The organism is Aurantibacter crassamenti, from assembly GCF_016811105.1.
GTDB lineage: Bacteria > Bacteroidota > Bacteroidia > Flavobacteriales > Flavobacteriaceae > Aurantibacter_A > Aurantibacter_A crassamenti.
On sequence record NZ_JAFBGM010000002.1, the window covers coordinates 528,274 to 541,086 of the forward strand.

Genomic DNA, 12,813 nt, shown 5'->3' on the forward strand with positions numbered 1-12,813 from the left:
TTTGCCCGCTACAAACCTGACCAATGAAAATTTCATACAACTGGCTTAAACAGTTTATTCCTATTGAATTTGATGCAGATCAAACTTCTGAAATGTTGACCAATTTAGGTCTTGAAGTAGGTGGAATAGAAAACTACGAATCAGTAAAAGGAGGATTAAAAGGAGTTTTAGTTGGTCATGTACTAAGTTGTGAAAAACATCCGAACGCCGATAGACTCAACCTTACTACAGTAGACATTGGTTTAGATGAGCCCGTACAAATAGTATGTGGAGCACCTAATGTAGCAAAAGGACAAAAAGTACCAGTAGCCACCTTAGGTACAATTCTTTATGATGAAAAAGGTGAATCTTGGCAGATTAAGAAAGGTAAAATTAGAGGCGAAGTAAGTATGGGTATGATTTGTGCCGCTGATGAATTAGGCTTAGGCACTGATCATGATGGCATAATGGTTTTAGATTCTAAATTAAAACCCGGTACGCCTTGCTCAGAAATTTTTGAAATAGAAAATGATGAAATTTTTGAAATAGACCTTACGCCCAATAGAGCTGATGCCATGAGTCATTTAGGTGTTGCCCGTGATTTACAAGCAGGCCTTGAGCGTCAAAAAATAAGCAAAAAGTTAATTACCCCCTCAGTTGGCAAGTTTCATGTTGACGTTCGTTCTAGAAAACTACAAGTAACTGTTGAGAACAGTAAATTAGCACCAAGATATTGTGGCATTACATTAAGTAATTTAACGGTACAGCAATCACCAGACTGGTTGAAAAACAGATTGAATTCTATAGGCGTATCACCCATAAATAATGTTGTTGATGTTACAAATTATGTTTTACATGAACTTGGTCAACCTTTGCATGCCTTTGATGCTGACCGTGTATATGATAAAAACATTGTAGTTAAAACTGTTGAGAAAGGAACTAAGTTCATGACCTTAGATGGTGTAGAACATATACTTCATGAAGATGATTTAATGATATGTGATGCTGAAAAACCCATGTGTATTGCTGGTGTTTTTGGTGGTATTAATACAGGGGTAACTGAAAAGACTACCTCAATATTTTTAGAAAGCGCATATTTTGACCCTGTAACCATAAGAAAAACAGCAAAAAGACATGGCTTAAGTACAGATGCATCATTTAGGTTTGAACGTGGTATTGATATTGAAAATGTAGAATATGCGCTAAAACGTGCCGCACTTTTAATTAAAGAACTTACAAATGGTGAAATAACATCTGATATTGTTGATTTTTATCCAAAACAATTTGAAGACCACCAAGTATTTCTTTCGTTTGAAAAAATAAATAAACTTATAGGTGAAGAAATTCCGAAAGATACAATCAAATCGATTCTTGCGTCTTTATATATAAAAGTAAAAAGTGTAACCGAAAGTGGTTTAGGATTAGCTATCCCCTCTTTTCGAGTAGATGTACAGCGAGAGGTTGATGTAATTGAAGAAATATTAAGAGTTTATGGCTATAATAATATAAAATTTGGCCAGAAATTAAACGCATCAATCGCGCAGAATTCTAGGTTCGACGATTATAAGTTAGAACAAAAAATAGGAGATCATTTAACCGCTCAAGGTTTTTATGAAATAATGACAAACAGTCTAACTTCTCCATCGCATAAGAATCTTTCAAAACAACTTGCTGAAAAAGAATCAGTTCAAATTTTGAATCCGTTAAGCGGTGATTTATCTGTTTTGCGAAGTTCAATGTTGTTTACAGGTTTAGAGGCAATTTCTTATAATATTAATCGTAAAAAATCGAACCTCAAGTTTTTTGAATTTGGTAAAACGTATATCCAAGGAAAAAAAGATACAATAGAAAATAAACATTTAGCCTTATATCTAACCGGAAATCGCTCTGAAGACAGTTGGGCCACTCCTCAAAAAAAGAATGACTTTTTCTATCTAAAAACAGCAGTAGAAAATATCTTAAGTAGATTAGGTGTAAGTTCAGATACTAGCATACCGAACGAAAGCGATTTATTATCTGAAGGGCTAACTATTACTCATAAAAAGAAAAATATAGTTACACTTGGCATCGTATCAAATAGTATTCTAAAATCAATTGATATTAAACAAGAAGTTCTTTATGCTGATTTCAACTGGAATAATCTTATTGAACTTGTAAAAGAAAATCAAATTGTTTTTAAGGCGATACCTAAATATCCTGAAGTAAAGAGAGATTTTGCGTTGCTTTTAGATGACTCTGTAGCTTTTCAAGAAGTTTATGATTTAGGTATTAATAGCAATAAAAAACTGATTAAAAACATTAGCCTTTTTGATGTTTATAAAGGTTCAAAACTACCAAAAGGTAAAAAGTCGTACGCCGTTAGTTTCACTTTACAAGATGACAAAAGCACCTTAACTGATAAACAAATAGATAAGGTAATGGACAAACTTCAGTCACGATATAAGAAAGAACTCGGTGCTGAGTTGAGATAAAAAGGGTTTAAAATTTACCGGCAAGAATCACTCGATCAATTTCGTGCATAACACCATTACATTGATTTGCATCTGCAGCGGTAATTTTTGCAGAATTACCAACACTATCACTTAATACAATATCAATACCTTGCAGGGTGGCCGTAATTTCATTTCCTTGAACAGTAGTAAATGATGCGACACCATTTCCGCGACACATTGCTCTTAAAATTTTTGAAGCAGTAAGATTACCCGCTACAACATGAAAAGCCATTAAATCTTGCAATTCTTTTTTGTTTTCAGGTTTCAACAATTCTGCTACTTTATGTCTTGGTAATTTTTCGAAAGCACTATCTGACGGGGCAAAAACTGTAAATGGGCCATCATGACCTAATAGATCTTTTAATTCAGATGCCCGCATAACTGTTGATAATGTCTGGTAATTTTCTGAATCTGAAGTATTTGTCAAAATAGATTTATTAGGATCCATTTCAGATGTTAGTGAAGTAATATTGTTTTGCGCTAAGGAAATAAATGAGATAAAAAGTAGGCAAACGGTTAGTAGGGACACCAGAGATTTCATAGGTTCTTAATAGTGGTCAAGGTTCTTGTAAGGGGCTAAACTCGCTGAACTTTAATTTTTCAAAGCCAAGTTACAATGAAATGCACTATGAATGCAATAGACAAGTTTACTAGACATCTAAATTAACACAACATTAACACGTTAATCATTACGACAACTAAGATTATTATGATAAAACTTATTTTCTGAAAGAATAAGTTTACTAATAATTAAAGCTAAGGTGACAAGCTTTCATAATTAAGTTAAAACATTTCTATTGTAACGAAACTTTACTGCCTTTTAAAATACAGCCCAGACCACATGTAACTATGCATTTAATCTTCTATTTCACAAAAAGTTTATAAGGTATTCCTTCTACATTCAAATTATCAATAAGTGCAGGGTCTGGCGCAGGCTTAATACGTAATAATCCTCCCTTGTTAACACTACCTTTCTTTTTATATCCTATAATGATGTAATCGTTTTTATCATCATAGGCTACCATTGAGGTGTTTTCTATTTCAAATTCAAAACTGTATTGTGCTTCGGTTAAAAAGTTCTCATAAGCATATAAAATCGCTAATTGCTCATCAAAATCATATACCGCAGGTATTGTAGCATAAGTACTTATAGCACCAGGTGGCGTTTCATAGTACATTCTACCTTCTTTATCAAAGTAATTATACTTTGAATTTGTAAAATTTGGCTGAGTGCCTTCACCGTAATTCGTATACTTTACTACCATAGAACTACTATTAAGTAAAGAGTGAAGATTACTATAACTTACGATGATATTATCATCAGGATTCTTAAATATTTGCTTTACTTTAAAACCAAGATTCAAATCATGAATCAAAGTGTTATTAGTCCCATCCATTGTAATAATATGGTACTCATCTGTTGCATCTTCATCATGACCAAGGATAAAAAGCCTGTTGTTGGCAAAAACCAACTCCTTAGGAACATAGGTTGGATCGAAAACATCATCCCTTAAAGGAACATCTATAAAATTTGATTCTGCGCCATTCGAATCAATGACACGAACAAAATATTCATTACTGTCATCCGATTCATAGGTCAAATAAAACTTAGCATCAGAATGTGCAATAGCGCTTACGTTTAATTCACAATCAGACATTTCAGTAAATACTTCTAACTCTGTTAATGTATTTGTTGAGAAATCAAACTGAGAAATAGTACCGCTACAATCTGTTACTTGATGGTAAGCGGTTAAAACTGAGCCATCATTATAAATTATATTGGGCACCGGCATGTCTTCAAAGGTACTTTTCGCCGGATTCAAAATTGTAGTTTCCGCAGTCGCATTAATTAGGGTACTTGAAAGTAGCCCCTCATCTTTCACCAATAAATTATAACTAGCATCTGCGCCAGTATTTTCTTCTTTTTTATCTGGGTCCGAATTAGAACCAGAATCAGATTTGCTGCAGCTAAAAATAACGCATGCCAAAAGTAGGTAAAGCAGGTTGTAGGTTTTCATAATTGCAAAATTTGGGTTTCACAAAAAATTAAGCAGGCATAGTGTACATTTTATTACGCTGCTCTTTTAATGCCTTATCAGACATATAAGCATCAAACGTTAAATATCTGTCAATGTTGCCTTTAGGGGTTAATTCTATGATACGATCGGCCAAAGTTTGTGCAAATTCATGATCATGCGTCGTAAAGAGCACTGTACCCTTGAAATTCTTCAGTGAATTATTAAAAGCAGTAATACTTTCAAGGTCTAAGTGATTGGTAGGTTCATCAAGCATTAAAACATTAGCTCTAAGCATCATCATACGGCTTAGCATGCAACGTACTTTTTCACCACCTGATAAAACCGAACATTTTTTAAGTGCCTCTTCTCCACTGAATAACATTTTCCCTAAAAACCCTCGAATAAACACTTCTTCGCGTTCTTCTTCTGTTTTTGCCCATTCTCGTAACCAATCTACCAAGCTATCATCAGATTTAAAATAACTTGAATTATCAGCTGGTAAATAAGATTGATTGGTAGTTACACCCCATTGAAATGTGCCTGCATCAGCTTTTCGCTTACCATTTAATATTTCATAGAAAGCTGTAGTTGCTCTAGAATCTCTAGAGATAATCGCAACTTTATCTCCTTTTGATAGATTAATATTTACCTTATCAAACAACAATTCACCATCTTCAGATGTTGCTGAAAGTCCCTCAATATTTAAAATTTGATCCCCCGCTTCTCGTTCTCGTTCAAAAATTAAAGCCGGATACCTTCTACTTGATGGCTTAATATCTTCAACATTTAATTTATCAAGCATTTTTTTACGAGAAGTAGCCTGTTTACTTTTTGCAACGTTCGCACTAAAACGTGAAATAAACTCTTGTAATTCTTTAGCTTTTTCTTCAGCCTTTTTATTTTGTTGAGCCCTTTGTCTAGAGGCTAATTGACTACTCTCATACCAAAACGTATAATTACCTGAGTACAGATTCATTTTGCTATAGTCAATATCTGCAATATGAGTACATACGGTATCTAAAAAGTGTCTATCGTGTGATACAACAATTACGGTATTTTCATAATCAGCTAAAAAGTTCTCTAGCCAATTAATAGTTTCATAATCTAAATCATTGGTAGGTTCATCCATTATTAATACATCTGGACTACCAAATAAAGCTTGTGCCAAAAGAACACGTACTTTTAATTTTGGGTCAATATCAGCCATTGCAGTATGGTGCAATTCTTCAGATATTCCCAAATTTGATAATAAAGCAGCTGCTGCACTCTCAGCATTCCATCCATCCAACTCTTCAAAACGCACTTGAAGCTCTCCAATTTTATCTGCATTTTCATCAGTATAATCAGCGTACAAGGCATCAATTTGCGTCTTTATCGCAAACAAGGGCTTATTACCCATAACCACAGCATCTAAAGCTCCATGCTCATCATAAGCATTGTGGTTTTGTTCTAATATTGACATTCGCTTACCCGGTTCTAATATCACGTGACCCGAAGTTGGATCATTTTCCCCTGAAAGAATCTTTAAAAAAGTAGATTTACCTGCGCCATTTGCACCGATAATACCATAACAATTACCTTGAGTAAAAGACACATTTACTTCATCAAAAAGTACTCTTTTCCCAAATTGTACCGATAAATTTGAAACCGCCAACATAGTTTTCTGTTTTAAAAATCGGCGCAAAAATACGTAATATAATCGCTTAAGCCCCCCAAATTAGAGCCAAAATTGCTTCAAATTTATTAGTTCAAACACAATACATTAACTAACTGTGACCTTTTTTAACTACCATTTAACACGGTAGCCTATAGCGGTTTACTATTTTTGACTGTTATAGAACTAGCAATTTTTTGTATGAATAAAAAATTACTTTATCTGTTACTTATTATTTTGGCCAGTTGTGGTAAAGGTGAAAAAACGTCCCCCGATGTATATTTTGCAGGGGAAATTGTAAACCCCACCTCTAGCTATGTTGTATTATACAAGGGCGACAACATCATTGATTCTACCAAACTAGACGCTGAAAATAGATTTTCATTTCGTTTTGATTCTATTGATGATGGTCTATATCATTTCAATCATGCGCCTGAATTGCAATATGTTTATCTAAAAAAAGGTGATAGTCTAACTATTCGTTTAAATACGGTAGCATTTGATGAATCACTTATATTTTCAGGTGTTGGTGAAGAAATTAATAATTTTCTTTTAGACCTTTTCTTGGCAAATGAAGAAGAACGACCTGCAATCTATTCTACATTTAGATTAGAACCCGATGTTTTTATTGAAAAATTAGACTCCTTAGCTGATCAGAAATTATCGTTGTTAAACGCACTAACTGTAGAAGGCAATTTAACTGATAAAGAGGTGAAAATTGCAAAAGCTAGTATTCTGTATGAATATGATTCATTCAAAGAAAAATACCCTTTTGTTCATCGAAAATATACCCAAGACAAAAAAATAAAAGAGTTACCTGCCAGTTTTTATGATTACCGTAAAAATTTAGATTTTAATGATAATGATCTCACCTATCTAAGACCTTATTATAATTTCATGAACAACCATTTTGGCAATGTGACCTATATGAGTTGTGCTTCTGATTGTGATTTAGAAAATAAGAAAGTCAAAAACCATTTTCATTTTAATAGACACAAATTGCACTTAATTGACAGCATTGTAATTGATAAAGAATTAAAAGACAATTTATTACGAAAGGTGGCTTTTGACTATTTATTAAAAGCACATGATTCTGAAGAAAATAATGAAATATTTATTGAGCAATTTCATGAATTGTCAAATAATAATAGACACAATGAAGAAATTGATGAACTCTATGAGGGCATTAGAAACATACAACCTAAAAAAACAATACCTGAGGTCTATGTGAATAATAGTGAAGGAGAGAGCGTTTCATTACGTGATATTTCTAAAGGCAAAAAAACTGTATTCTATTTTTGGTCTGGCGAAGACAAGCGACATTTTAAAGAAGTGAACAAACGAATTGCATCGCTAGATAACAAAAAATCAAAGTATCAATTTATTGGAATTAATATAAGAACAGAAGAAACTAGCTGGAAGGGAATTGTACAAACGGCAAAACTTGACCCAGACACACAATTCCGTTCTGAGAATTTTGAAGAACTAACAAAGGCACTTATTATTTACCCAATTAACAAATGTATAATTGCTGAAAATGGTAAAATAATAAATGCCTTTAGTAATATATTCTCAAACTCGTTAGAGAAACAAGTGAGTGGTTATAATCATAATCAAATCGCTAAAAACTAATTCTATTCGTATTAACGAGTACTTTTAACTACAACCACCACTAAATTTTTTAATTAGTTACCCTTATTGTAATCTGCTAAAAATTTAGCCAAACCACTATCAGTTAAAGGGTGCTTTAATAAGCCTTCAATTGCAGATAAAGGTCCCGTCATTACATCTGACCCTAATTTAGCACAATCAATTACATGCATTGTATGTCTAACTGATGCAGCAAGAATTTGTGTATCAAATCCGTAATTATCATAGATAAGTCTTATCTCTGCAATAAGATTCAAACCATCTGTTGAAATATCATCTAAACGACCAATAAAAGGAGAAACATAAGTTGCACCAGCTTTTGCAGCCAAAAGTGCTTGACCCGGAGAGAAAACTAAAGTACAATTGGTTCTAATTCCTCTATCAGAAAAATATTTTAAAGCCTTAACACCATCCTTAATCATCGGTATCTTAACTACAATCTGGTCATGTAATTCTGCTAATGCTTCACCTTCTTTAACCATTTCACTGAATTCGGTAGAAATAACTTCGGCAGAAACATCACCATCAACAATATTACAAATATCAACATAGTGTTTTAAAATGTTGTTCTTACCGCTAATACCTTCTTTAGCCATCAATGAAGGATTTGTAGTAACCCCATCAAGTACACCTAATGCTTGGGCTTCACGAATATCATCTAAATTGGCTGTGTCAATAAAAAATTTCATTTATTTCGTTTTTAAAGGTTAAAGTTTCCCTGAATTTCAAGGGATATTGTAATCCGCAAAATTACAATTTATAATGATTCATCAATAATTTCTCGTATAGTTTGTCTGACAACACACTTTTTAAGAACAATGAAAATTTTTGCATAAATGCACCAACCCTATAATGTACTTTAGGGTTGGTCGTATTAAGAATATTTAAAATCGTTTTTGCTACTAATATTGGATCTTGCCCAGCATCTACATGTGTATTCATCATCGCTACACTTTCACCATACTTTTTATAATCAGATTGCTCATGAACTGGTGCATGATAGCGCCCACTAGCTATATTGGTAGCAAAATCACCAGGTGCAAGACTACATACTTTAATTCCGAAATCTTTTACTTCCATCCGAATTGCTTCTGTCGCCAATTCTAACGCACCTTTTGTTGCCGAATAAATTCCCCTAAAGGGTAAACCCATATATCCTGCAATTGATGTAATATTGATGATATACCCCCCACCCTGCTTTCGCATTTGGGGCAATACTTTTTTTGCTACATGTAAAGGACCATGAAAATTAGTGTCAAATGCTCCTAAAATTTCTGCATGAGGTGTTTCTTCAATTGGGCCTGTAATACCTACCCCAGCATTATTGATCAATACATCTAGTTTACCTTCCCTAGAAATTATTTCATCAACAACATATTGAATAGTCTCAACTTTTCTAACATCCATCTCTAAAAGTTGGAAAGCATTGAAATCAGGATATTTTGCTTTATTTCTAGTAGTACCATAAACGATATACCCTTTTGATACTAAAAATGTACCGATAGATTTTCCGATACCTGAAGAACCGCCCGTAACAAGAACTACTTTCTGTGACATAACGTTGGCAAATTAATGAATTTTATAAACGATTTTTAGTTTCCAAATTAATTAAGAGCTAAAAATAGGGCATAAAAAAACGGCAAGCTACCTACATCGCACCGCTACAACCATATACCCTTGCTGCGTTCCCACCCTGGGGGATTCTACAGGAGCTGGTCGTGTAGGACTTGCCGAACTGCAAATATACAACCAAGAAAACCCAATATCCAAAAGAGTAATGTCTTAATTCCACAAAATATTTTACAAGTTTAACAACAATACCCAACTATTGAACCTTTGCATAGAATCGATTAACTTTACAATCTTAAATTAAAGTATACCCTGTTATGGTTAAAGTATTCGTTTCCTTATTTATTTCGCTCATATTTATGGCCTGCGGTGACCGCGGTTCAAAATCTGATTTGTTTCAAATTGATTTAGAAGGTGGAAAAAATATTTTTCAACACAATCAGAGCATTGGCATTTCAATTAACAATAAAAACGAAAAATCTATTAGCAAAGTAGTCTACTCAATTGATGGCACAGTGTTACCAGTAAACGGAAATAAAATCAACATGAATGTACCTTTTTTAGGCAATAGAACTTTGAGCGCTGCTATTACCTATGAAGATGGTACAATTGAAATTTCAAAAGACATTCGTGTTTTGGCTGAAAACGCACCAGAGGTATATACCTATGAGATTGTAAATACGTATCCGCATGACACTGGTGCGTATACCCAAGGATTAGAATTTCACAACGATACATTGTATGAGGGCACCGGAAAAAAAGGACGTTCATTCTTGAGAAAGTTTGATTATAAGACCGGTAAGGTTATAAATCAAATTGATCTTGATAAGTCATTTTTTGGTGAAGGCATAACCATAATGAAAGACAAAATTTATCAATTGACATGGCGAGGTAAAACTGGATTTGTTTACGATTTAAACAAATTTGAAAAAATAGACAGCTTTCAATATGGAGAAAGTACTGAAGGATGGGGTTTATGTAATGATGGTGAAAAAATATTTAAAAGTGATGGTACCGAAAAGATTTGGTTTTTAAATCCGGATACTTTGGTTGAAGAAGGACATATTGAAATTGTAACAAACAAATCTGTTTTCAATAAAGCGAATGAACTAGAATATGTAGATGGCAAAATATACGCTAACGTATATCAAAGACCTAGTGTAATGATTATTGATGCCTCTAGTGGAGCCATAGAAGGTGTAATCAATTTTGGTGGCCTAGATAAGCATGTTACTAAAGGCGAAAATTGGAACCCAACAGACAATGTTTTAAACGGTATTGCCTACCACCCTACTAGAAAAACTTTCTTTGTAACCGGAAAAGATTGGGATAAACTTTTTGAAGTAACCATAGCAAAGAAATAATAGCCTTCAAAAAAAGTTTGTCAATATGAAATACTACGAAAAAACTATAGTAGTTGAACAAGATGATCTTGACGACCTTTACCATGTAAACAATGTTCGTTATGTGCAATGGATTCAAGACATTTCTAAAGAACATTGGCAAAAAAAAGCATCCAAAGAAATATTAGAAGAAGTAGTATGGGTAGTAATGAACCATAATATTACTTATAAAAATGCAGCCAAATTAAATGATACCATACTTGTAAGAACCTTTATTGAAAAAAGTCGTGGTGCAGTGTCAATACGTGTAGTTGAGATGTTTGATGCTAAAACAAATGCGCTTTTAGTACGTTCAAGTACTGAATGGTGTTTATTAAATGCCAAGACATTTAAGCCTACTCGAATTTCGGAAGATATTAAGGCGATTTTTGCTAATGAAACGCTTTAAGATTACAATTTAATATGTACTAGCAAATGCGCCTATACCTCTACTCCATTTTGGTTTTAGTACTATTGATAATTGGCAATTCTTGTCGAAAAAATTTTGAATACGCCCCCAGCGCAGGTAATTTAGAGTTCTCAAAAGACACTGTTTTTCTTGACACTGTTTTTAGCAATATTGGCAGTAGCACCTATAGTTTAAAGGTCTATAACCCTACTCGCGATGATATTGAAATTCCGTCAATACGCTTGCAACAAGGTGCTCAAAGTGGGTATCGATTAAATGTTGATGGTGTTGCCGGTAAATCATTTGAAAACATACCCATTTTAGCACAAGACAGTATGTTTATTAATATTGAAACCACTTTTGATGCCTCATCACGTATTGAAAATGAAATACTGTATACAGATAAATTACTCTTTGATGTAGACCCTGATGAGCAAGTAGTTGAACTTGTCACTTTGGTTAAAAACGCAGTTTTCTTATATCCGAATAAGAATTCAGAAGGAATAAAAGAAACTATTTCACTCGATTCAGAGCCATCAGAAAACGGTATTGTTATTGAAGGTTTTACGCTCAACGATAATCAATTGCAGTTCACAAATGAAAAACCGTATGTTATCTATGGATATGCCGCTGTACCGGAAGGAAAAACCTTAACTATGGATCCTGGCACGAGAGTCCATTTTCATAAAGATTCTGGCATTTTTGTTAAAAGTGGAGGAAAAATAGAAATAAATGGAAGTCTTAGTACCGATTCCAAACTACTTGAAAATGAAGTTATTTTTGAAGGTGACCGCCTTGAACCACAATTCAATTCAATACCAGGTCAATGGGGAGCACTAATAATTGCGACCGGAAGCACTGAAAACACAATCAACCACCTAACCCTAAACAATGCTACAGTTGGTATTAAATTGCATGGTAATGGCGACTTGAACAAGCCAACCTTGACCATGAAAAATTCACAAATTCAGAACAGTTCTAACATAAACCTATGGGCTAAATCAGCATCAATTGAAGCGGAAAATCTTGTTTTAGGATCTGCTGGTGGTCAATCATTGCACTGTAATTTAGGCGGAAAGTATGATTTTAAACATTGTACCATTGCTAACTATTGGTCGAATAGTTTCAGACAAATAACTGCTGTATATATTGATAATTTCTTTGCAGAAGAGCGTGCAGATTTAATCAATGCAACTTTTACAAATTGCATCATTTATGGCAGTACATCACAAGAACTAACCTTGGCTTCTAATGAAACAAATACCTTTAATTTCTCTTTCATTAATTGTTTAATCAAGCTCGGTACTTCTGCACAACTTGAGAATTCTGAATTATATGATTTAGACAATCAGAACTTATATCAAAACAATATTTATAACGAACCTGTTGACTTTTTTGATTCTTTCGGAGGCGATTTTAGAATTAACGAATCTTCTGCAGCCAACGCAAGTGCACAACAAGAAACTGCTATTTTGGTGCCCGTTGACATTTTAGGAAAAGACAGAACACAGCAACCTGATATTGGAGCTTTTGAAATCAATGTACAGAATTAACCTACATCAAGTCATATTTGAGAGTTTTTTCCTTCAAATGTGTTCATTTTCAGCATATTGCATATAAAACCCATAGAATTTCTAAGGGAAATCTATAATCAACATTA

Annotated in this window: 10 protein-coding genes and 1 other RNA gene; 5 read left to right on the plus strand and 6 right to left on the minus strand. The window is 33.6% G+C overall.

The annotated features are described in order from the left end of the window. The first annotated feature begins 23 nt into the window (after nucleotides 1-23). Nucleotides 24-2,450: a phenylalanine--tRNA ligase subunit beta gene (gene pheT / locus JQC67_RS14900; RefSeq protein ID WP_203253716.1), complete on the plus strand. Its 2,427-nt coding sequence runs from the start codon at nucleotides 24-26 to the stop codon at nucleotides 2,448-2,450. A 7-nt stretch (nucleotides 2,451-2,457) separates the two neighbouring features. Here the strand turns inward: pheT and JQC67_RS14905 are convergent, their stop codons facing one another. The 3 genes from JQC67_RS14905 to JQC67_RS14915 all read right to left on the minus strand — a co-directional run bounded on the left by JQC67_RS14905 (nucleotide 2,458) and on the right by JQC67_RS14915 (nucleotide 6,146). Continuing rightward, nucleotides 2,458-2,919: a fasciclin domain-containing protein gene (locus JQC67_RS14905; RefSeq protein ID WP_238934813.1), complete on the minus strand. Its 462-nt coding sequence runs from the start codon at nucleotides 2,917-2,919 to the stop codon at nucleotides 2,458-2,460. Between the two features lie 415 nt (nucleotides 2,920-3,334). Then, entirely contained in the window at nucleotides 3,335-4,489 is a 1,155-nt protein-coding gene (locus JQC67_RS14910) for a hypothetical protein (protein ID WP_203253718.1), read from the minus strand. A gap of 28 nt (nucleotides 4,490-4,517) precedes the next feature. Continuing rightward, nucleotides 4,518-6,146 (minus strand): ABC-F family ATP-binding cassette domain-containing protein, encoded by a 1,629-nt coding sequence (locus tag JQC67_RS14915; RefSeq protein WP_203253719.1) that lies wholly within the window; start codon nucleotides 6,144-6,146, stop codon nucleotides 4,518-4,520. 198 nt (nucleotides 6,147-6,344) lie between these two features. Here JQC67_RS14915 and JQC67_RS14920 point away from each other — a divergent pair, with 198 nt between their 5' ends. After that, nucleotides 6,345-7,775, plus strand: coding sequence for a redoxin domain-containing protein (locus JQC67_RS14920; RefSeq protein ID WP_203253720.1), 1,431 nt, complete (start codon nucleotides 6,345-6,347; stop codon nucleotides 7,773-7,775). A 53-nt stretch (nucleotides 7,776-7,828) separates the two neighbouring features. On the opposite strand, the gene fsa is transcribed toward JQC67_RS14920, so the two are convergent. The 3 genes from fsa to ffs all read right to left on the minus strand — a co-directional run bounded on the left by fsa (nucleotide 7,829) and on the right by ffs (nucleotide 9,526). Beyond that, entirely contained in the window at nucleotides 7,829-8,482 is a 654-nt protein-coding gene (fsa, locus tag JQC67_RS14925) for a fructose-6-phosphate aldolase (protein WP_203253721.1), read from the minus strand. A gap of 61 nt (nucleotides 8,483-8,543) precedes the next feature. Beyond that, entirely contained in the window at nucleotides 8,544-9,350 is an 807-nt protein-coding gene (locus JQC67_RS14930; RefSeq protein WP_203253722.1) for an SDR family oxidoreductase, read from the minus strand. A gap of 77 nt (nucleotides 9,351-9,427) precedes the next feature. Next, an RNA gene (ffs, locus tag JQC67_RS14935) (signal recognition particle sRNA small type) lies at nucleotides 9,428-9,526 on the minus strand. A gap of 153 nt (nucleotides 9,527-9,679) precedes the next feature. On the opposite strand from ffs, the gene JQC67_RS14940 reads away from it, so the two are divergent. Genes JQC67_RS14940 through JQC67_RS14950 form a run of 3 tightly spaced genes read left to right on the plus strand, consistent with a single transcriptional unit; the run spans nucleotide 9,680 to nucleotide 12,706 of the window. Beyond that, on the plus strand, nucleotides 9,680-10,726 hold the full coding sequence (locus tag JQC67_RS14940; RefSeq protein WP_203253723.1) for a glutaminyl-peptide cyclotransferase: 1,047 nt from the start codon (nucleotides 9,680-9,682) through the stop codon (nucleotides 10,724-10,726). A 25-nt stretch (nucleotides 10,727-10,751) separates the two neighbouring features. Next, nucleotides 10,752-11,153 (plus strand): acyl-CoA thioesterase, encoded by a 402-nt coding sequence (locus tag JQC67_RS14945; RefSeq protein WP_203253724.1) that lies wholly within the window; start codon nucleotides 10,752-10,754, stop codon nucleotides 11,151-11,153. Nucleotides 11,154-11,179: 26 nt separating this feature from the next. Further along, nucleotides 11,180-12,706, plus strand: a complete 1,527-nt coding sequence (locus JQC67_RS14950; RefSeq protein WP_203253725.1) for a hypothetical protein — start codon at nucleotides 11,180-11,182, stop codon at nucleotides 12,704-12,706. Nucleotides 12,707-12,813: the final 107 nt, after the last annotated feature.

Coding starts and splice junctions, on each gene's coding strand:
- JQC67_RS14920 (WP_203253720.1), top strand. CDS start 6,345: ATGAATAAAAAATTACTTTATCTGTTACTTATTATTTTGGCCAGTTGT.
- JQC67_RS14950 (WP_203253725.1), top strand. CDS start 11,180: ATGCGCCTATACCTCTACTCCATTTTGGTTTTAGTACTATTGATAATT.
- JQC67_RS14910 (WP_203253718.1), bottom strand. CDS start 4,489: ATGAAAACCTACAACCTGCTTTACCTACTTTTGGCATGCGTTATTTTT.
- JQC67_RS14940 (WP_203253723.1), top strand. CDS start 9,680: ATGGTTAAAGTATTCGTTTCCTTATTTATTTCGCTCATATTTATGGCC.
- JQC67_RS14915 (WP_203253719.1), bottom strand. CDS start 6,146: ATGTTGGCGGTTTCAAATTTATCGGTACAATTTGGGAAAAGAGTACTT.
- JQC67_RS14930 (WP_203253722.1), bottom strand. CDS start 9,350: ATGTCACAGAAAGTAGTTCTTGTTACGGGCGGTTCTTCAGGTATCGGA.
- pheT (WP_203253716.1), top strand. CDS start 24: ATGAAAATTTCATACAACTGGCTTAAACAGTTTATTCCTATTGAATTT.
- JQC67_RS14945 (WP_203253724.1), top strand. CDS start 10,752: ATGAAATACTACGAAAAAACTATAGTAGTTGAACAAGATGATCTTGAC.
- fsa (WP_203253721.1), bottom strand. CDS start 8,482: ATGAAATTTTTTATTGACACAGCCAATTTAGATGATATTCGTGAAGCC.
- JQC67_RS14905 (WP_238934813.1), bottom strand. CDS start 2,919: ATGGATCCTAATAAATCTATTTTGACAAATACTTCAGATTCAGAAAAT.